The sequence below is a fragment of the Isoptericola variabilis 225 genome (genome assembly GCF_000215105.1).
GTDB lineage: Bacteria > Actinomycetota > Actinomycetes > Actinomycetales > Cellulomonadaceae > Isoptericola > Isoptericola variabilis_A.
The window spans coordinates 2,893,106-2,912,542 of record NC_015588.1; the positions used below are offsets into that span (position 1 = coordinate 2,893,106).

The window sequence follows — 19,437 nt, forward strand, 5'->3', positions numbered from 1 at the left end:
TCGCCGTCGCGGCGGGCCGCGGACGACTCGGTGTGCTCAGTCACGGGGTGCCTCCTGACCAGGGACGGCGTCCTGCACGGTCGGCGCGGCGACGTCCACGGCCTGGTTGTCGATCAGTCGGGTGGTGCCCACGCGTGCCGCGACGAGCAGCAGCGCGGGACCGGTGTGGTCCCCCGGCACCTCGTCCACCGTAGCCGGGTCGACGAGAGCCAGGTAATCCACCACAACGCCGGGGGCGTCGTTGAGGATTCCCGACGCCGTCGCGAGCACCGCGGCCGCGCCGCGGCCGGCGGCGGCCTCCTCGGCCCCCGCCCGCAGGGCACGGGAGAGCGCGAGCGCGACGTGCCGCTCGTCGTCGGACAGGTAGGCGTTGCGCGACGACATGGCCAGCCCGTCGGGGTCGCGCACGGTCGGCACGCCGACGATCTCGACGTCGAGGTCGAGGTCGCGCACCATGCGCCGGACCGCGAGGAGCTGCTGCGCGTCCTTCTCGCCGAACAGCGCGACGTCGGGCCGCACGAGGTGCATGAGCTTGAGCACGACGGTGAGCACGCCGTCCATGTGCCCGGGCCGGAACACGCCCTCGAGGACCTCGCCGATGCGGCCGGCCGAGACCCGCACGATCGGGTCGCCGTCGGGGTACACGACGTCGGGCGTCGGGGCGAACACGACGTCCGCGCCGGCCGACGCGACCTTGGCGACGTCGCCCTCGAGGTCGCGCGGGTACTTCTCCAGGTCCTCGCCCGGTCCGAACTGGAGCGGGTTGACGAAGATCGTCACCACGACCTGCCCGCCCGGCCCGGCCTCCTCGCGCGCCCGGCGCACGAGCTGCAGGTGGCCCTCGTGCAGCGCACCCATGGTCATGACGACGGCACGGCGGTCCGTGACGTCGGGGCCGCCGAGGGCCCACGCGCCGAGGGCGTCGCGCAGCTCGGCTCGCGTCCGCACGACGGCGGGACGCGCCTCGTCCTCGGCGGCTGCGGTCGTCTCGGCGGTGGTCATGCGTCCTCCTCGGAGGGTCCTGCGGGTCGGGGGTGGTCCAGGGCGTCGAGCAGCGCCTGGGCGGCCGCGTCGTCGATGCGGTGGCTCGCGAGCGCGCGGCGGGTCGCCCCGCGCGCGAGCTCGGTGTACGACGCCGGCACGTCGGTCGCGCCGGTGCGCGCGGCGAGGTCGCCGAGCACCTCGAGGTGCCGCGACACCGTGCCGACGTCGCCGCGCGAGACGGGGCCCGTGAGCGCCGCGATGGCGCCCGGGCCTACGCCCTCGCGCACGTCGGCGGCGCGCGTCGCGCCGTCGAGCGCGGCGCCGAGCAGCGGGGCGAGCACGCGGCCGGGCGCGGCGACGCCCGCGGCCTCGAGCGCCTGCGCGGCCTGCGCCACGAGCACCACGAGGTGGTTGGCGCCGTGCGCGAGCGCCGCGTGGTAGAGCCCGCGGGCCTCCTCGGCGACGACCACCGGCTCGCCGCCGACCTCGACGACGAGGGCCTGCCCGATGGGCAGCACCGCCGCGGGCGCGGTGACGGCGAACGTGCAGCCCTCGAGGCGGGCGAGGTCGAGCGACGTGCCCGTGAACGTCATGGCGGGGTGCAGCGCGAGCGGGATGGCGCCCGCGCGGCGCGCGGGCTCGAGCACCGAGACCCCGGCGCTGCCCGCGGTGTGCACCACGAGCTGGCCCGGCTGCCAGGCGCCAACCTCGGCGAGGCCGGCGACCAGGCCGGCCAGCGCGTCGTCGGGCACCGCGAGCAGGACGAGCTCGGCGCGCTCGACGACCTCGTCGACCGTGAGGTTCGGGACGCCGGGCAGCAGCGTGGCGATGCGCTCGCGCGAGGCGTCGCTGATGCCGCTCGCGCCCACGACCGTGTGGCCGGCCGCGCGCAGCGCGCTGCCCAGGACCGCGCCCACGCGCCCGGCGCCGACCACGCCCACCCCGAGGCGGCCGGGCGGGGTCGCGCTCACCGGACGTCCTCCGGCTGGTCGGCGGGGCTCGGGCCCGCCTCGCGGGCGGGCAGCCGCTCGGGCTCGACCTGCGGCACGGCCTCGGCCACGTGCTCCATCCACCGCTCGGGCGTCGCGTGGGCGCGCGCGGAGCGCGCCCGGACCGCCTGCTCGTCGAGGAGCCGGGCGGCGTCGTCGACGGCGAGGTGGTACGCGACCGGACGCACCGGACCGGCCGTCGAGTGCAGCTCGAAGTTCGCGAGCCCGCGCCGCCGCTCCCACGGCCCCTGCGTCAGGCCGAGCGACTGGGTGCGCTCGTGCGGCACGACGACGAGCGAGCGCACGAACCGGCCCGTGCGCACGAGCAGCGCGCGGTCGGTCACCGCGACGCCGTTGCGGCGCCAGGTCCACGGGTCGAGCAGGCGGGCGCGGCGCGGGCTCGTGACGAACCAGCGGTCGGTGCGCGCGTCGCCCGCGAGCGCCTCGTCGAGCAGCTCGCGCGGCTCGTCGGTGCCGAGGTCGGGCAGCACGAGCCACAGGGCCGCGAGCGCCTCGTCACGGGGGCCGACCGGCAGCAGGATGTTCTGCGACTCGTTGCCGTCGCTCGAGTGGTAGCCCGCGACGTTGACCTTGACGCGCCACCAGTCGGGCCCGCGCCAGAACGGTCCCTGCGAGAGCGAGACGGCCTGGACGCGCCCGGGCGGGATGGTCTGGGCGCGGGTCTCGAGCAGGCCGTGGCGCAGCCGGATGCCGTCGGGCGAGATCGCCGCGCGGAAGCCGAACTCGCCGGCGAAGCGCTGGAACAGGTACCCGCCCGCGGCGAGCACCGCGGGCAGCGCGGACGCGAGGACGCCGAGGCTGCGCGTCACGACGACGGCCACCGCGACCGCCACGAGCACGACGACGAGGACCCACACCGCGGCCGAGCGCACGAGCGACACCAGGAGGCGGCCCGGCGGCACCTCGTACACCGGGTGCTCGGGCGCCTCGGCCACGACGGGCATCGGCGGTTCGGCCTCCCCCGCCACGGTCCCGGGGCTGTCAGGCCCCGGTGATTCCAGGGGGTCACCGGCGTCCGACGGCTCGGTGGCCGGGGACGACGGCACGGTGCGGCGGGCCTTGACCCCGGCCGCGCGCGCGAGCAGGTCGGCGCGCAGGGCCTGCGCGTCCGCCTCCTTGAGGAAGCCGATCGCGACGCCCGAGCCCGATCCGCCCGCGACCTCGAGCGTGAGCTCGGCGAGGCCGAAGATGCGCGCGAGCAGCGGCTGGCGGACGTCGACGGCCTGCAGGCGGTCGAGGCGGGCGTGCCGCTGCTGGCGGAACAGCACGCCCTTGCGCAGGTGGACGGCGTCGTCGTCGACCGCGTACGCGGTCATGCGCCACGCGAGCGCGGCGTAGCCGAACGCGACGGCGGCGAACAGCACGAGCGCGAGCAGCGCCTGCCACCACACGCTCTGCACCGTGCCGGCGACCTGGCCGACGCGCGGCAGGTCCTCGACGACCTGCTGGCCGCCGATGACGAGCACCGCCGCGAGCGCCGCCCAGCCGCGCACGAACGGCGTGACGGGATGGACGCGGCGCCACCCGTCGGCGGGCGTCGGAGCGCTCACAGGCCCGCCAGCCTCGCCTCGCCGCGCACGGTGAGGCGGTCGCGCAGCCGCTCGGCCTCCTCGGGCGCGAGCCCCGGGATGTCGGCGTCGGTGCTCGCGGAGGCCGTGTGGAGCTGGACCTTCGCCAGGCCGAGCTTGCGGTCGAGCGGGCCCGCCTCGACGTCGACGTACTGCATGCGCCCGTACGGCACGACGACGAGCGACCGGAAGAGGATGCCCTTGCGGATGAGCAGGTCGTCGTCGCGCTCGGCGTAGCCGATCGCGCGCACCTGCCGCGGGACGACGATCGCCACCCACACGAGGATCGCGGCCGGCACGGCCGCGACGAACCAGAGCCACGGCGTCACCGCGAGCCCGAGGACGACGCCGGCGACGATCGGGACGCCGAGCGTGATCGCCGCGGTCACGAGGCGGGCCGTGACGAGGCGCGGCGAGACGCGCTGCCACGTGACGCCGGGCGGGTCGAACGGTCCCGACGTGGTCACGGGTTCGCTGGTCATGCGGTCATTCTCCCATCCCGGGTCAGGACGGCAGCGGGTCCGGGCTCTCCTCCGCCTGCGCGTCGTCCGACGGCGGCAGCTCGCAGAACTTCTCGACGACCAGCCCGACGACGGCCAGGACGACCGAGCAGACGACCGCGACGCCCGCCGCGAGCGCGTGCTCGCGCCGCGACTCGATCTCGAGCTGGCCCACGTGGACGACCACCTCGGCGAGGTAGCGTCCCGCGAGCAGCGCGCCCGTGAGGGCGGCGGCCTTCGCCAGCACGAACGTCCGCGCGGCGCGCAGCGGGTCGAGGTCGGGCCGCACGCCCTTCTGGTACTGGCGGACGGTCCAGCCCGCCCAGAAGATGCCGCCCGCGAGCCCGAGGATCGCGACGTACTCGACCCACGCGACCTCGGGCAGGTAGACGCCGTAGCTCTCGAGCATGCGCAGCACCACCGCGCCGACGGCCGCGACCGCGGTGAGGACGAGCGCGAGCATGCGGACCGAGGTGCGGCGCATCAGCGGTCGCGATCGTCGGCGTGCGGCGGGTGGTACGACGGCGGTGCGAACGCCCGGTCCGTCGGCGGCAGGTACGCGGTGTCCGACGGCGCGGTGTCCGACGGCGCGGCGTACGCCCTGTCGGTCGCCGGCGCGTACTGCTCGGGGCGGGGCGCGAACGGCGAGTCCGGCGCCGGCGGGATCGGCTCGTGCACCGGCTGCGCGGGCGCCTGCTGCGGAGGCACGGCCGCCTGCGGGGGCAGGGCCTGCTGCGGAGGCACCGCCTGGGGCGGGACCGGCTGCTGCGGGGGCACGGTCTGAGGGGGGACCGCGTGGGCGCCGGACGTCGGGCGCTCGGGCAGCGGCGCGGACGACGGGACGGGGCCCGTGCCCGGCGCGGGCGGCGCGGGCGGCGCCGGCGCCACGGTGTCCTGCGGGTCGGCGAGCCAGTCGAGCGCGAGCCAGCGGATCCCGGAGCGGTCCGGCGCGGTCGCCGCGAGCTGGGCGACCGGCCCGCCGCCGAGCCCGTGGAGCACCGCGTCGGGCGCGACCTCGGCCCACGGCACGAGCACGAACGCGCGCTCGCGGGCGCGCGGGTGCGGCAGCTCGAGGTCGTCGGCCGTCGCGACGAGCGTGCCGTACTGCACGATGTCGACGTCGAGCGTGCGCGGGCCCCACCGCTCCTCGCGGACCCGGCCGTGCTGCTCCTCGACACGCTGGCACGCGTGCAGCACCTCGCGCGGCGAGAGCGTGGTGCGGGCCAGCAGGACGGCGTTGAGGAAGTCCGGCTGCTCGGGGCCGCCGACCGCGGCGGTGCGGGCGAGGGGCGAGACCTCCATGACCTGCAGGCCCGCGATGCGGTCGATGTCGGTCACGGCCTGGCGGAGCGTCGCCTGCGCCTCGCCGAGGTTCGCGCCGAGCGCGATGACGACCTCCACGGGCTCGTCCGGCGCCACGTCGAGCGGGTCGCGCACCGGCTCGGGCTCCTCCGGGGGCGCCGGCACGACGCCGAGCGGCTCCGGGTCGAACGCCGGGACGCCGGTCACCGGCGGCGCGGGCGGGGCGGGCGGCGCCGGCACCGCGGTGACGGGGGCCCGCTCGGCCGCCGGCTCGTGGCTGTCGGCCTCGGCCTGCTCGGGCGCGGTCGGCGCCTCGGGCTCGACCTGCGCGGCCTGCTCCGGCTCCCCCGCGGGCGCCTCCGCGGGGACCACGGGCGTGCGGACGCGGTCGCGCCGGATCGCGACCTCGACGTCGTCGAACGGCACCGCGATGGGCGCCTGCGGCTTGTGGACGCGCACGTCGACGGCGTGCACCGCGGGGTACGCGAGCGCGGCCGCGGCGATGCGCTCCGCGACCGTCTCGACGAGGTCGGCGGGGCGGCCGGCGAGGACGTCGTGGACGTCCTCGGCGACGTCGGCGTAGCTCACGGTCGCGGCGAGGTCGTCGCCCCGCGCGGCGGCGCGCGTGTCGAGGTGCAGCACGACGTCGGCGCGGAACACCTGTCCCTCGGCGCGCTCGTGGGCGAGCACGCCGTGGTGGCCCGTGGCGGTCACGCCCGTGAGGCGGATCTGGTCGAGCGGCTGGCCGTCGGGTCCCGGTACGGCACCGGAGAACGTCACGAGGTCCCTCCCTGGTCGGCGGTCCGGGTCACCGTACCCGGCGGACCCGGGGTCGGTGAACCGTCTTCCCGTGCCGCGGTCCACGCGGCCGCGACCCGGACGGCGTCGACGCTGGCCCGTGCGGCGTGCACGCGCACGCACCAGGCGCCCGACGCCGCGGCGAGCGCCGAGACCGCCGCGGTCGCGTCGTCGCGCCCGAGCGGCGGGACCGGCTCCCCCTCGGGGTCGCCGCGCACCCCGGCGAGCAGGTGGCCCAGGAACCGCTTGCGCGACGCACCCACGAGCACCGGCCGCCCGAGCGAGTGCAGGGCGTCGAGGTGCGCGAGCAGCGGCCAGTTGAGCGCGCCCGCCTTGGAGAACCCGAGGCCGGGGTCGACGACGACCTGCTCGGGCCGCACCCCGGCGTCGTGCAGCGCGGCCAGCCGCTCGGCGAGCTCGTCGCGCACGTCGGTCACGACGTCGTCGTACACCTCGAGGTCGTCCATGACGTCGGCGTGCCCGCGCCAGTGCATCGCGACGTACGCGACGCCGGTCTCGGCCACGACGCCCGCCATGTCCGGGTCGGCGAGGCCGCCCGAGACGTCGTTGACGATGCGCGCCCCGGCGGCGACCGCGCGCTCGGCGACCGCCGCGCGCGTCGTGTCGACCGAGACGACCGCCCCGTGGCCCGCGAGCCGCTCGATGACGGGCAGCACCCGGCGCAGCTCCTCGTCCTGGCTCACGCGCGCCGACCCCGGGCGGGTCGACTCGCCGCCGACGTCGAGGACGTCCGCGCCCTCGGCGAGCAGGTCGAGCCCGTGCTGGACGCCGGCGTCGGGCTCGAACCACTCCCCGCCGTCGGAGAACGAGTCGGGCGTGATGTTGACGACCCCCATGACGAGGCAGCGCCCCGTGCCCGACAGCTCGGGCAGGCCCGCGACCGCCGCGTCCCTGGGGTGCACGCCTACTTCCCGAGGATGAGGCTCATCGCCTCGGAGCGGGTCGCGGGGGCGTCCTGCATGATGCCGCGGACGGCCGAGGTGACGGTCCGCGACCCGGGCTTGCGCACGCCGCGCATCGACATGCACAGGTGCTCGCACTCGACGACGACGATGACGCCGCGCGGCTCGAGGATCCGCACGAGCGCGTCGGCGACCTGGGTCGTGAGGCGCTCCTGCACCTGGGGCCGGCGCGCGTAGACCTCGACGAGCCGCGCGAGCTTCGACAGGCCCGTGATGCGACCGTCCGTGTTCGGGATGTAGCCGACGTGCGCGACGCCGTGGAACGGCACGAGGTGGTGCTCGCAGGTCGAGTACACCTCGATGTCCTTGACGAGGACCATCTCCTCGTGGCCGATGTCGAACGTCGTGGTCAGGACGTCCTCCGGCTCCTGGCGCAGGCCCGCGAAGATCTCGCGGTACGCGCGGGCCACCCGTGCCGGGGTGTCGCGCAGGCCCTCGCGGTCCGGGTCCTCGCCGATCGCGAGCAGCAGCTCGCGCACGGCGGCCTCCGCGCGCGCCGCGTCGTACGGCGGGACCTCGGACGCGGGCCGGACGCCGACCGACACGGCGGTCAGCGGCAGGTCGCGCTCGTCGTCGACCTCGGCCGCGTGGCGCGTCACTCGGGGACCTCCCCGATGCGCTCCGGCGGGAGCTCGTCGGACGCCTTGGCGGCCTCGTCCTGCGGGATGACGGCGTGCCCGTTGCTCGCGGCGCGCTCGCGGTCGGTCATGACCGGGCCGCGGGTGTGGACGGTGCGCTGCTCGCTGCTGAGCCACACGTCGCGCGGGGGGCGCTTCTCGACCGGGGCGAAGACCTCGGCGAGCTCCGCCTGGTTGAGCGTCTCCTTCTCGAGGAGGCGCAGCACGAGCTCGTCGAGCACGTCGCGGTACTGCGTGAGCACCTCCCACGCCTCGTCGTGCGCGGCCTCGACGAGCTTGCGGATCTCGTGGTCGACCATGCCGGCGACGGCCTCCGAGTAGTCCCGCTGGTGGCCGTAGTCCTTGCCGAGGAACGGCTCGCCCGAGCCGGTGCCGAGCTTGATCGCCCCGACCTTCTCGCTCATGCCGTACTCCATGACCATCTTGCGGGCGATGGTCGTGGCCTTCTCGATGTCGTTGCTCGCGCCCGTCGTCGGGTCGTGGAAGACGATCTCCTCGGCGACGCGGCCGCCCATCGCGTACGCGAGCTGGTCGAGCAGCTCGTTGCGCGTGGTGGAGTACTTGTCCTCGGTCGGCATGACCATCGTGTACCCGAGCGCGCGCCCGCGCGGCAGGATCGTCACCTTCGTCACCGGGTCGGTGTAGCGCATCGCGGCCGCGACGAGCGCGTGGCCGCCCTCGTGGTACGCCGTGATCTTCTGCTCCTTGACCTGCATGACGCGTGTGCGCTTCTGCGGGCCGGCGACGACGCGGTCGATCGCCTCGTCGAGCGCGCGGTCGTCGATGAGCTGGGCGCCGCTGCGCGCGGTGAGCAGCGCCGCCTCGTTGAGCACGTTCGCCAGGTCGGCACCGGTGAAGCCGGGAGTGCGGCGCGCGACGGCCTTGAGGTCCACCTCGGGGACCATCGGCTTGCCCTTGGCGTGCACCTGGAGGATCGCCTCGCGGCCCTTGAGGTCCGGGGCCTCGACGGCGACCTGCCGGTCGAAGCGGCCGGGGCGCAGCAGCGCCGGGTCGAGGATGTCGGGGCGGTTGGTCGCGGCGATGACGATGACGTTCGTCTTGACGTCGAAGCCGTCCATCTCGACGAGCATCTGGTTGAGCGTCTGCTCGCGCTCGTCGTGGCCGCCGCCCAAGCCTGCGCCGCGGTGGCGCCCGACGGCGTCGATCTCGTCGACGAAGATGATCGCGGGCGCGTTCTGCTTGGCCTGCTCGAACAGGTCGCGCACGCGCGACGCGCCGACGCCGACGAACATCTCGACGAAGTCCGAGCCGGAGATCGAGTAGAACGGCACTCCCGCCTCGCCCGCGACGGCGCGCGCGAGCAGCGTCTTGCCCGTGCCGGGCGGGCCGTACAGCAGCACGCCCTTGGGGATCCTCGCGCCCACGGCCTGGAACTTGGCCGGCTCCGCGAGGAACTCCTTGATCTCGTAGAGCTCCTCGACCGCCTCGTCGACGCCCGCGACGTCGGCGAACGTCACCTGCGGCATGTCCTTCTTGCTGATGAGCTTGGCGCGGGACTTGCCGAAGCCCATGACCCGGCTCCCGCCGCCCTGCATGCGCGACAGGATGAACCAGAAGATTAGGCCGATGATGAGGAACGGGATGATGAACGACAGCATCGAGGCCCAGAAGCTCGGCTGCGGGACCTCGGAGTCGTAACCGTCGGTCAGGTCCGCCGCCGCGACGGCGTCGGCGACCGCGTCGCCCTGCGGCTCGACGTAGAAGAACTCCACGCGCGTTCCGTGGTCGACCTCGTCGGTCGTGCCTTCGTCCGTGACGTACGGCTCGGACAGCTCGAGCTCGACGCGCTGCTGCCCGTCGACGATGAGCGCGTGGTCGACCGTGTCGCCCTGGAGCAGCTCGATGCCCTGGTGCGTCTCGATGCGGGAGATGCGCTCCGTGTTGAACGCGCCGAACGCGAGCGTCACGAGGAGCAGGCCCACGACGATCCAGACGATCGGGCCACTGAGGATCTTCTTGATGTTCATCGGCGACGGGGACGGGTCCCCGCTTCCCTTCCGTCGGGCGGTGCTTCGCCGTTAAAAACTACACGCTGGGCCTGAAAGTTCCGTGGGTGTTCGCCCAGGGCGCGACGCGGCGCGGTCCGGTCAGCTGTAGACGTGCGGCGCGAGCGTGCCGACGAAGGGCAGGTTGCGGTACTTCTCCGCGTAGTCGAGCCCGTAGCCGACGACGAACTCGTTCGGGATGTCGAAGCCCACGTACTTGACGTCGACGTCGACCTTCGCGGCGTCGGGCTTGCGCAGCATCGTCGCGATCTCGACCGACGCCGGGCCGCGCGAGCGCAGGTTCGACACGAGCCACGACAGCGTCAGGCCCGAGTCGATGATGTCCTCGACGATGAGCACGTTGCGCCCCGTGAGGTCGCTGTCGAGGTCCTTGAGGATCCGCACGACGCCCGACGACTTGGTGCCCGACCCGTAGGAGGACACCGCCATCCAGTCCATCTGGACCGGGTGGTGCAGGCGGCGGGCCAGGTCGGCCATGACCATGACGGCGCCCTTGAGGACGCCGACGAGCAGCAGGTCCTTGCCCGCGTAGTCCGCGTCGATCTGGGCGGCGATCTCGTCGAGCTGGCTGCCGAGCTGCTCCTCGGTGAGGAGGATGCTGGCGAGGTCGCCGGCGACGTCCGACTGGTCCACTGGTCACTCCTGGGTGGTCGCGGAGGCGGGAGGAACGCGGTCCCGGCCGGCTCGCGCCGGGGCCAGGAAAAGCCTGCCACACGCGCGCCGCGCTCGTGCGTCGCCCGGCAGGTGGACAGGGCCCTGACCGCTCCACGAGACGACGAGCGCGTCGAGGGCGTCGACGTGCCGGACGGTCGTCGCCGCGGGCGGGCACCCGGCCTCGAGCGCCGCCGCCCGCAGTGCCCGGCGCCGCAGCGCGGCCGGCGCGTCCGCGAGCGTCGCGACGTCGAGCACCACCTCGTCGCCGGCGACGGTCCGCGCGCGCCCGAGCAGGTCGGCGGCAAGGCGGTCGAGCAGGTCGGCGTCGTCGCGCAGCAGGTCCGCGGTGCGCGCGAGCGCCTCGACGGTGCCCGGGCCGAGCACGTCCTCGAGCACGGGCACGACGGCGGCCCGCACCCGCGACCGCAGCGGTGCGGCCGGGACGGTGCCGCCCGCGGAGGGACCGGCGTCGGGCACGAGGTTGGTCGGGTCCGTCCACCACCCGATCCCGAGCGCGGTGCACGCGGCCTCGGTCTGCGCGCGGCGCAGGCCGAGGAACGGGCGGCGGTACCGGCCGCGCCGGCGCGGCATCCCGGCGAGCGAGCGGGCGCCGCTGCCACGCGCGAGGCCAAGCAGCACGGACTCGGCCTGGTCGTCGAGCGTGTGGCCCAGCAGCACCGCGGCCGCACCGGTGGCGTCCGCGACGGCGTCGAGCGCCGCGTACCGGGCCTCGCGGGCAGCCGCCTCGAGCCCGACGGCGGCACCGGCGTCGACCTCGACGCGGCGGACCACGACCGGGTCGAGCCCGAGGTCGCGGCACCGCGCCGCGGCCTGCGCGGCGACGTCGTCCGACCCGGCCTGCAGGCCGTGGTCGACGACGACCGCGCCCGCCCGCACGGCGTACCCCCGCGAGCGCACCGAGCGGCCCACGCGGCGGGACTCGTGCGCCGTCGCGGCCGCCAGGGCCAGGCTGTCGGCACCACCGGAGCACGCGACGAGCACGAGGTCGCCCGGCCCCAGGTCGGCGAGCTCGGCACGGACCGCGGTGCGCGTGGCCGCGAGCGCGGGGGCGACGCGGGCCATCAGTCCCCTCCCGCGAGGCCGCACACGCGCACCTCAGCCGTGGACGCGGCGCACCCAGGCGCGGGCGTCCGCGATCTCGCGCGCCGTGGGCAGGTTCGCCGCCTCGGCCCACACGGCGTTGAGGCCGTCGCGACCGACCTGCTCCTCGACCGCGCGCACGAAGCGTGCCCCGTCGCGGTACTGGGCGAGCTTGGCGTCCATGCCGAGCAGGCGGCGCAGGAAGAGGTCGAGCGGCGGCGCGCCCTCGCCCTGGCGGCGCCTCTCGAACTTCGCGCGGATGGTGGCGACCGACCGCACGACGCGCGGGCCGACCGCGTCCATCATGACGTCGGCGTGACCCTCGAGCAGGGCCATGACGGCGGTGATCTCCTCGAGCTCGCGGCGCTGGTCGGGGCCGAGCACGCCGTCGAGCGGCGACCGGCCGTCGCCGCGCAGCACCCGCACGACCGCGCGACCGACGAACGCGAGCTTCTCGTGCAGCGGGGCCCGGGCCATGCCCATCGACGAACGGGTCACGTCCTGCAGGAGCTCGCCGAGGCGGCCGCGCAGGTGGTCGGCGAGCCACGGCGCGGTCGCGAACTGGAGGGCGTGCGTCTGCTCGTGCAGGCACACCCAGAGCCGGAAGTCGGCGGGCCGCACGCCGAGCGAGCGCTCGGCCGCGAGCACGTTCGGGGCCACGAGCAGCAGCCGGCCGCGCGCGTCGCCGTAGGGGTCGAACTGCCCCAGCACCTTGGTGGACAGCAGCGCGAGCACCGTGCCGACCTCGACCGCGCCGCCGAGCCGGGCCGCGCTCGAGACCGTCGGCGCGTCGGGCCCGAGGGCCTCGGCGATCGGCGCGGTGAGGGACCGCATCGACCCGACGTTCGCGCGCGTCCACGTGCGGCGGTCGACGACGAGCACGTCGCCCAGGTCCGGCGTCCCGTCCGCGGCGACGCCGCCCGCGGCGGGCTCCATGCGGGTCACGGCGAGCACGTGGTCGACCGCGGTGCCCGCGGCCGTGCGCAGCCCGTCGACGAGCGCGGCGAGGTCGGCGCGGTCGGCGGTCGGGCCGGGGTGCGCGAGGCGCCCCGCAACCTCGGCGGCCGCGCTCCAGTCGACGAGCGGCTCCGCCTCGGGGGCGGGGGCGTCGTCGGGCACGGGCGTGGCGGTGGACGTCACCGCTCCACCGTAGCCGCCTCGGGGTCAGCCCGGGGTGCAGCCGCACGCCGCGAGGCGACCCAGGAAGTCGTCGAAGATCACCCTGGCACCCCACGTGCCGCCGTCGGGCACCGCGTCCGCGAGGACCGCGTAGACGAGCAGCCGGTCGTCGGCGGTGACGATGGTGCCCGCGAGGCTCGTGATGTTCGGCAGGCTCCCCGTCTTGCCGGTCACGACGCCGCGGCCCGGGTTGTCGTCCGGGAACCGGTTGGCGAGGGTGCCGGTGAGCCCGGCGAGCGGCAGCCCCGTCGCGGCCGCGCGCAGCGTCGGGTGCGCGGGGTCGACCGCGAGCGCGAGCGCGTCGACGAGCTGGCGGGCCGTCATGCGCGAGCCCTCGCCCAGCCCCGACAGGTCCGCGAGGACCGCGCCCTCGAGGTCGACGCCGAGGCGCTCGACCGACGCCGTCACGGCCTGCACCGCGCCGTCGAGCGAGCCGGGCAGGCCCGCGTCGATCGCGACGAGGCGGCCGAGCACCTCGGTGAGCGTGTTGTCGGACCGCTCGAGCATGTCCTGCACGATCGCCGACAGCGGCGCGGACCGGACCTCGCCCAGGGGCTGCGCCGACGACGGCGCGCGCGTGCGCTCGACCGACCCCTCGACCTGGAGCCCGCGCGCCTCGAGCTGGCGGGCGAACTCCTGCGCGGCCGCGAGCGCGGGGTCCTCGGCACGGCGCGCGTACTCGTCGTCGGTGAGGCGCGCGACGTCGATCGCGAGCGCCGCGACGGGCGCGACGTACCCGGCGGCGGCGTCGCCGGGCCGGACCGTCGGGGCGATCGCGGGGCCGGTGAAGATCGTGTCGTCCAGGCCGAGCGTGACGCTCGTGCGGCCAGAGACGAGGATGCGCGAGGCGACCTGCGCCGCTAGGTCGCCCAGGCCGGCGTGGCCGTTGACCGCGTCCGGGTCGCCGGCGTCGGCGGCGAGCATCATGTCGCCGCCGCCGACGAGCACGACCTGGGACTCGCCCGCGAGCACCGCCGTCGTCGCGAGCGTCGCGTCGCCGCCGGGCGAGGAGAGCGCGGCGACCGCCGTGAGGACCTTCTGGGTCGACGCCGGCACCATCTCCTGGTCGGGCGCCGCGGAGCCCAGCACCTCGCCCGTGAGGGCGTCCTGCACGAGGACGCCGACACGTTCGCCGAGCCGGGCGTCCGAGGCCAGCGCGGTGACGAGCTCGCCGACCGCGTCGGTGGTCGGCACGGGCGCGTCGGACGGCAGGTCGGACAGCACGGGCGTCGCCGCGGGGCCCAGGACGGCGCCCGGGGCGGACGGGAACGGGGCGGGCTGGGGCGGCGGGGGCGCCGTCGTGAGGAGGCCCGGCACGACGTCGTACGCGTCGGCCACGAGGTAGCCACCGAACAGCGCGACGACCGTCGTCACGGTGGCGCCGACCCGCAGCCGCCACCCCATCTGGCCCCTCCGAATCCGTGAGCCTCGTCACAGGTCCCGTTCCCCGTGCGGTACTCAGTGCGAATCATGGCACGATTCGGACCCCCGCTCCGACCACCACGCCCGGTCCCGCAGGGGGCCCCGTGGCAGACTTGGGGCGCGCACGCACGAGACTGGAGGAACGGTGGAGTTCGACGTCACGATCGAGATCCCGAAGGGCCAGCGGAACAAGTACGAGGTCGACCACGAGACCGGTCGCATCCGCCTCGACCGCATGCTCTTCACCTCGACGCGGTACCCGGACGACTACGGGTTCATCGAGGGCACCCTCGGCGAGGACGGCGACCCGCTCGACGCGCTCGTACTGCTCGAGGAGCCGACGTTCCCCGGCTGCCTCATCCGCTGCCGCGCCCTGGGCATGTTCCGCATGCGCGACGAGGCCGGCGGCGACGACAAGGTGCTGTGCGTGCCGACCGGTGACCAGCGCGCCGCGTGGCGTCAGGACATCGACGACGTCTCCGACTTCCACCGCCTGGAGATCCAGCACTTCTTCGAGGTCTACAAGGACCTCGAGCCGGGCAAGTCCGTCGAGGGCGCCCACTGGGTCGGCCGCGCCGAGGCCGAGGCCGAGATCGAGCGCTCGTTCCAGCGCGCCAAGGACTCCGGCTACACCCACTGACGCGACGTAGCGCGTTCCGCCGCGAGGTAGCGCGTCTCGCCGCGACGTAGCGCGGCCGACGCGCTACTTCGCCGGGTCGGGCGCTACTTCGCCGCCTCGGGCGCTACTTCGCCGGCTCGGGCGCTACCTCGGCGGTCAGGGGCGGCCGGCGTAGGGCATCGTGTCGCCCCAGCGGACGGGCACCTCACGGACGAGCGTGCCGGGCCGCGCGGCCTCGACAATCATCCCGCCGCCGGCGTAGATCGCGACGTGCCGGATCGTCGACGGGTCCGACGTGTCGTTGGCGTAGAAGATGAGGTCGCCGGGGCGCATCTGGGAGTACGCGATCTTGCCCACCGTCTGGTACTGCGTCCGTGCGGTTCGCGTGATCCACACGCCGGCGCTCGACCACGCGCCGGACGTCAGGCCCGAGCAGTCGTAGCCCGGGTCGCCGTCGCCGCCCCACTGGTACGCGATACCGATCTTCGAGCGCGCCCACGCCAGCGCCGCCCTGCCCTGCGTGGCCGTGCCGACGCTCACGCCACCGGTCGGCGGCGGCGTCGGCTTCGCCGTCGCCGTCGGGCTGGGAGCAGGGGTGGGGGTCGGGCTCGGCACGGCCGTGCGCGTGGGCTCCGGCGCGGCGGTCGGGGTCGGGCTCGGGGCCGACGACGGCGGAGCGGCCGTCGCAGTCGGCCGCGGCGCGGGTGCCTCGTCCTCCGGCCCGGTCTGCTCCTCGCCGCCGGGCTCGCCGCCGCTCTGCTCCTCGCCGCCGCGCTCCTCGCGCGCCGCACGCTCCCGCTCCGCCTCGGCGGCGGCCTCGCGTGCGGCCTGACGCTCGCGCTCGACCTCGATGCTCGTCTCTCGCAGCTCGGCGAGCCGGACGACGAGCTCCTCGCGCTCGCGCTCGGCGGCCGCCACGAGCACGTCGAGCTCGGCCGCTCGCCCCTGCGCCGCGGCGAACGTCCGGCCGGCCTCCGCGCTCGCGTCGGCCAGGACGTCCTGCGCCGCGGCCCACCGGGCGCCGGCCGCGTCGGCGGCAGCCCGCGCGTCCGCGTGCACCGCGATGGCCCCGGCAACCTTGCGGTCGACGGCGCGGCGCGCGGCGTCGTCCTGCACCGCCTCGCGGACGTCGGCGGCGCCCGCGAGCACGGCCAGCGGTCCGCGGCTCGCCTGCGCACGGGACGAGATCCGGTACGCCTCCGCGAGCCACGAGCGCGCCTCGACCTCCGCGGCGCTCGCCTGCGCGGCATCGGCGCGGGCCTCAGAGGCCGCCGCGCGGGCCTCCTCGAGGGCCTCCCGCGCCGCGGCGTAGTCCTCCGCCGCGGTCTGGACAGCGGCCTCCGCCCGGGCGAGCTCGGCGCGGATCGCGTCGAGCCGCGCCTCTGCTCCCGCGGCGTCGAGCTGCGCCGCGTCGACGGCGGCGTGCGCGGCCGCGACGTCGTCCTCGGTCGGCGGCTCGGCCCACGCGACGGCGCCACCGCTCGCGCCGGCGAGCAGCGCGACGGCGAGCACCGCCGTCGTGCGCCGACGACCGTGTCGGTGCGTGCGGGACATGCCTCTCCCCTGCCCGCGGACCGTGCGTCCACGGCCCGCTCCGGTTCGTGCCCGCCCGCGGGCACCCGCCCAGCGTGGCCCGCGTGCCGTCGTCGTGCCACAGGAAAGGCCGCGACCAGCGGCGACACCACCATCTCGAATAGTGGTCTCATATAGCAAGACACGACTGTCGGCATGCCGAGGACGCCGTTACCGTCGTCGCCATGACTCGTCGAATGTGTCGCTGACCACCGCGCACGTTCGCCTGCCCTGCGGTCGCTCGCCGACGACGACACCGCCCACGCCGCGTGCGCAGACCCTCCGCCGCGGACCTCCCTCGTGAAGCGCAGGCCCTCCCCGGGCGCTCCGCGGCCCGCCCCGTCAGCACCAGAGCAGCCCAGGAGGAACCATGAGCACCGAGCAGCAGTGGTCGTTCGAGACCCGTCAGATCCACGCCGGCCAGACCGCCGACGCCGCCACCGGCGCCCGCGCCCTGCCGATCTACCAGACCACCTCGTTCGTCTTCCCCGACGCCGGCGTCGCGGCCGACCGGTTCGCCCTCAAGGACCTCGGCCCGATCTACACCCGCATCGGCAACCCGACCCAGGAGGTCGTCGAGAACCGCATCGCCGCGCTCGAGGGCGGCGTCGGCGCGCTCCTGCTCGCGTCCGGCCAGGCGGCCGAGTCGATCGCGATCCTCAACATCGCCGAGGCCGGCGACCACGTCGTCGCGAGCGCGAGCCTCTACGGCGGCACGTACAACCTGCTGCACCACACGCTGCCCAAGCTGGGCGTCACGACGACGTTCGTCGACGACCCGCACGACCTCGACGCGTGGCGCGCCGCGGCCCGGCCGAACACCAAGCTGTTCTTCGGCGAGTCGATCCCCAACCCGAAGTCCGACGTGCTCGACATCGAGGGCGTCGCCCGCGTGGCGCACGAGGTCGGCGTGCCGCTCGTCGTCGACAACACCGTCGCGACCCCGTACCTCGTGCGGCCGCTCGAGTGGGGCGCCGACATCGTGGTCCACTCCGCGACCAAGTACCTCGGCGGGCACGGCGCGGCCATCGGCGGCGTGATCGTCGACGGCGGCACCTTCGACTTCGCGGCCGACCCTGACCGCTTCCCGAACTACAACACGCCCGACCCGTCCTACGACGGGCTCGTGTTCGCGCGCGACCTCGGCGTCGGCTCGGCGCTCGGCGCGAACCTCGCGTTCATCCTCAAGGCCCGCGTCCAGCTGCTGCGCGACCTCGGCGCCGCGATCTCGCCGTTCAACGCGTTCCTCATCGCCCAGGGCGTCGAGACCCTGTCGCTGCGCGTCGAGCGGCACGTCGAGAACGCGCAGAAGGTCGCCGAGTGGCTCGAGGCGCGCTCCGACGTCGTGCGCGTGCACTACGCCGGGCTGCCGTCGTCGCCCTGGTACGAGAACGCGCGCAAGTACGCGCCGAAGGGCGCGGGCGCCGTGCTGGCGTTCGAGCTCGACGCCGCGGACCCGGAGGTCGCGCGCGCGGCCGGCCAGGCGTTCGTCTCGGCCCTCCGGCTCCACTCGAACGTCGCCAACATCGGCGACGTGCGCTCGCTCGTCATCCACCCGGCCTCGACGACGCACTCGCAGCTCACGCCGGCCGAGCAGGCGCTGTCGGGCGTGACGCCGGGCCTCGTCCGGCTCGCGGTCGGCATCGAGCACGTGGACGACATCCTCGCGGACCTCGAGCTCGGGTTCGCCGCCGCGGACGAGGTGCTGCGGGGCGCGACCGGCGAGGAGCGCGACGGGGCCGCCGCGTGACGTCGGCGACGACCGCGGCGACCGGGCCACCCGTGACCGTCCCCGGGCCGACGTCGGCCACCCCCGCCGGACCGGCGGCGCGCGCCCGCGTGCGCCCGCCGGTCCCGGCGTCGGGAGCGTGGCGCGAGGGCGACCCGGTCGGCAACCGCCGCTTCGCCGACGTCGGGACGTTCGAGCTCGACTCGGGCGCGCTCCTGCCCGACGTGCGCGTCGCGTACGAGACGTTCGGCGAGCTCGCGCCCGACGGCTCGAACGCCGTGCTCGTGCTGCACGCGCTCACGGGCGACTCGCACGTCACCGGTCCTGCCGGCCCGGGGCACCGCACACCCGGCTGGTGGCAGCCCATGGTGGGCCCGGGGGCGCCGATCGACACGGACCACTACTACGTCGTCGTCCCCAACGTCCTCGGTGGCTGCCAGGGCACGACCGGCCCGGCGTCGTCCGCGCCCGACGGACGCCCCTGGGGCGGGCGGTTCCCGCGCGTGACGCCGCGCGACCAGGTCGCCGTCGAGATCGAGCTCGCGCGCCAGCTCGGCATCACGGGGTGGGAGCTCGTCGTCGGCGCGTCGATGGGCGGCCACCGCGTGCTCGAGTGGGCCCTGCTCGGCCCCGAGGCCGGCATCGAGGTCCGCAACCTCGCGGCGATCGCGACGACGGCGCAGACGTCGGGCGACCAGATCGCGTGGGCGCACCCGCAGCTCGGGGCGATCCGCTCGGACCCGCGCTGGCGCGGCGGCGACTACTACGACGCCGCCGACGGCGACGGGCCGCACGCCGGGCTCGCGATCGCGCGCCAGATCGCGCACACGACGTACCGGTCGGCGCGCGAGCTCGACGCCCGGTTCGGGCGCCTGCCGCAGGGCGGCGAGGACCCGCTCACCGACGGGCGCTACGCGGTGCAGTCGTACCTCGACCACCACGGCGACAAGCTCGCCCGCCGGTTCGACGCGAACTCCTACCTCGTGCTCACCGAGTCGATGCTCACGCACGACCTCGGGCGGGACCGTGGCGGCGTCGAGGCGGCGCTGTCGCAGATCACGGCCCGCACGCTCGTCGTCGCGGTCGACAGCGACCGGCTGTTCCCGCCCGAGCAGTCGGGCCGGATCGCCACGTGGGTCCCGGGGGCCGAGCCGCTGCGCATCGTGACCTCCGACTTCGGGCACGACGGGTTCCTCATCGAGTTCGACCAGCTCGGCCCCATCGTCCGCGAGTTCCTCGCCGAGGTCGCGCAGGACCCCGCGAGGTAGCGCTCCACCCGCGAGGTAGCGCTCCACCCCGCGAGGTAGCGCTCCACCCCGCGAGGTAGCGCTCCACCCCGCGAGGTAGCGCT

17 protein-coding genes are annotated in these 19,437 nt (G+C 75.6%); 3 read left to right on the plus strand and 14 right to left on the minus strand.

Annotated features, from left to right (window positions below; all coding sequences use genetic code 11):
* Window positions 1–36: 36 nt before the first annotated feature.
* From panC to dacB, 13 genes are all read right to left on the minus strand, one after another.
* Window positions 37–1,002: a pantoate--beta-alanine ligase gene (panC, locus tag ISOVA_RS13325; protein WP_013839742.1), complete on the minus strand. Its 966-nt coding sequence runs from the start codon at window positions 1,000–1,002 to the stop codon at window positions 37–39.
* Window positions 999–1,955: a Rossmann-like and DUF2520 domain-containing protein gene (locus ISOVA_RS13330; protein ID WP_013839743.1), complete on the minus strand. Its 957-nt coding sequence runs from the start codon at window positions 1,953–1,955 to the stop codon at window positions 999–1,001. The genes panC and ISOVA_RS13330 overlap by 4 nt, the downstream gene beginning before the upstream one ends.
* Complete coding sequence (locus tag ISOVA_RS13335; protein WP_013839744.1) at window positions 1,952–3,544, minus strand: PH domain-containing protein; 1,593 nt, start codon at window positions 3,542–3,544, stop codon at window positions 1,952–1,954. The genes ISOVA_RS13330 and ISOVA_RS13335 overlap by 4 nt, the downstream gene beginning before the upstream one ends.
* Entirely contained in the window at window positions 3,541–4,044 is a 504-nt protein-coding gene (locus ISOVA_RS13340) for a PH domain-containing protein (protein ID WP_013839745.1), read from the minus strand. The genes ISOVA_RS13335 and ISOVA_RS13340 overlap by 4 nt, the downstream gene beginning before the upstream one ends.
* 22 nt (window positions 4,045–4,066) lie before the next feature.
* Window positions 4,067–4,546 (minus strand): DUF3180 domain-containing protein, encoded by a 480-nt coding sequence (locus ISOVA_RS13345; protein ID WP_013839746.1) that lies wholly within the window; start codon window positions 4,544–4,546, stop codon window positions 4,067–4,069.
* Window positions 4,546–6,144: a 2-amino-4-hydroxy-6-hydroxymethyldihydropteridine diphosphokinase gene (folK, locus tag ISOVA_RS13350; RefSeq protein ID WP_013839747.1), complete on the minus strand. Its 1,599-nt coding sequence runs from the start codon at window positions 6,142–6,144 to the stop codon at window positions 4,546–4,548. The genes ISOVA_RS13345 and folK overlap by 1 nt, the downstream gene beginning before the upstream one ends.
* Window positions 6,141–7,085 carry a dihydropteroate synthase gene (gene folP / locus ISOVA_RS13355; RefSeq protein ID WP_013839748.1) on the minus strand — a complete coding sequence of 315 codons (945 nt, stop codon included), beginning with the start codon at window positions 7,083–7,085 and terminating at the stop codon, window positions 6,141–6,143. Before folP ends, folK begins: the two co-directional genes overlap by 4 nt.
* Before the next feature lie 2 nt (window positions 7,086–7,087).
* Window positions 7,088–7,690, minus strand: a complete 603-nt coding sequence (gene folE / locus ISOVA_RS13360) for a GTP cyclohydrolase I FolE (protein ID WP_041295491.1) — start codon at window positions 7,688–7,690, stop codon at window positions 7,088–7,090.
* A gap of 50 nt (window positions 7,691–7,740) precedes the next feature.
* Entirely contained in the window at window positions 7,741–9,771 is a 2,031-nt protein-coding gene (gene ftsH, locus ISOVA_RS13365) for an ATP-dependent zinc metalloprotease FtsH (RefSeq protein ID WP_013839750.1), read from the minus strand.
* A gap of 120 nt (window positions 9,772–9,891) precedes the next feature.
* Window positions 9,892–10,443, minus strand: a complete 552-nt coding sequence (gene hpt, locus ISOVA_RS13370; protein WP_013839751.1) for a hypoxanthine phosphoribosyltransferase — start codon at window positions 10,441–10,443, stop codon at window positions 9,892–9,894.
* A gap of 3 nt (window positions 10,444–10,446) precedes the next feature.
* Window positions 10,447–11,547 carry a tRNA lysidine(34) synthetase TilS gene (gene tilS / locus ISOVA_RS13375; RefSeq protein WP_013839752.1) on the minus strand — a complete coding sequence of 367 codons (1,101 nt, stop codon included), beginning with the start codon at window positions 11,545–11,547 and terminating at the stop codon, window positions 10,447–10,449.
* 33 nt (window positions 11,548–11,580) lie between these two features.
* Window positions 11,581–12,705 carry a zinc-dependent metalloprotease gene (locus tag ISOVA_RS13380; protein WP_013839753.1) on the minus strand — a complete coding sequence of 375 codons (1,125 nt, stop codon included), beginning with the start codon at window positions 12,703–12,705 and terminating at the stop codon, window positions 11,581–11,583.
* A 24-nt stretch (window positions 12,706–12,729) separates the two neighbouring features.
* Window positions 12,730–14,148, minus strand: a complete 1,419-nt coding sequence (dacB, locus tag ISOVA_RS13385) for a D-alanyl-D-alanine carboxypeptidase/D-alanyl-D-alanine endopeptidase (RefSeq protein WP_013839754.1) — start codon at window positions 14,146–14,148, stop codon at window positions 12,730–12,732.
* 163 nt (window positions 14,149–14,311) lie between these two features.
* Between dacB and ISOVA_RS13390 the strand changes: the two genes are divergently transcribed.
* Entirely contained in the window at window positions 14,312–14,806 is a 495-nt protein-coding gene (locus ISOVA_RS13390) for an inorganic diphosphatase (RefSeq protein WP_013839755.1), read from the plus strand.
* Window positions 14,807–14,941: 135 nt separating this feature from the next.
* Here the strand turns inward: ISOVA_RS13390 and ISOVA_RS13395 are convergent, their stop codons facing one another.
* Window positions 14,942–16,339, minus strand: coding sequence for a C40 family peptidase (locus ISOVA_RS13395; RefSeq protein WP_013839756.1), 1,398 nt, complete (start codon window positions 16,337–16,339; stop codon window positions 14,942–14,944).
* Window positions 16,340–16,727: 388 nt separating this feature from the next.
* Here ISOVA_RS13395 and ISOVA_RS13400 point away from each other — a divergent pair, with 388 nt between their 5' ends.
* Both ISOVA_RS13400 and metX read left to right on the plus strand, forming a co-directional pair.
* Window positions 16,728–18,107, plus strand: a complete 1,380-nt coding sequence (locus ISOVA_RS13400) for a bifunctional o-acetylhomoserine/o-acetylserine sulfhydrylase (RefSeq protein ID WP_013839757.1) — start codon at window positions 16,728–16,730, stop codon at window positions 18,105–18,107.
* Window positions 18,104–19,354 carry a homoserine O-acetyltransferase MetX gene (gene metX / locus ISOVA_RS13405; protein WP_013839758.1) on the plus strand — a complete coding sequence of 417 codons (1,251 nt, stop codon included), beginning with the start codon at window positions 18,104–18,106 and terminating at the stop codon, window positions 19,352–19,354. Before ISOVA_RS13400 ends, metX begins: the two co-directional genes overlap by 4 nt.
* Window positions 19,355–19,437: the final 83 nt, after the last annotated feature.

Bases quoted from the DNA above. Each gene is read 5' to 3' on its own strand.
- panC (WP_013839742.1), bottom strand. From the start codon at position 1,002: ATGACCACCGCCGAGACGACCGCAGCCGCCGAGGACGAGGCGCGTCCC.
- ISOVA_RS13340 (WP_013839745.1), bottom strand. From the start codon at position 4,044: ATGACCAGCGAACCCGTGACCACGTCGGGACCGTTCGACCCGCCCGGC.
- ISOVA_RS13345 (WP_013839746.1), bottom strand. From the start codon at position 4,546: ATGCGCCGCACCTCGGTCCGCATGCTCGCGCTCGTCCTCACCGCGGTC.
- ftsH (WP_013839750.1), bottom strand. From the start codon at position 9,771: ATGAACATCAAGAAGATCCTCAGTGGCCCGATCGTCTGGATCGTCGTG.
- tilS (WP_013839752.1), bottom strand. From the start codon at position 11,547: ATGGCCCGCGTCGCCCCCGCGCTCGCGGCCACGCGCACCGCGGTCCGT.
- dacB (WP_013839754.1), bottom strand. From the start codon at position 14,148: ATGGGGTGGCGGCTGCGGGTCGGCGCCACCGTGACGACGGTCGTCGCG.
- ISOVA_RS13395 (WP_013839756.1), bottom strand. From the start codon at position 16,339: ATGTCCCGCACGCACCGACACGGTCGTCGGCGCACGACGGCGGTGCTC.
- ISOVA_RS13400 (WP_013839757.1), top strand. From the start codon at position 16,728: ATGAGCACCGAGCAGCAGTGGTCGTTCGAGACCCGTCAGATCCACGCC.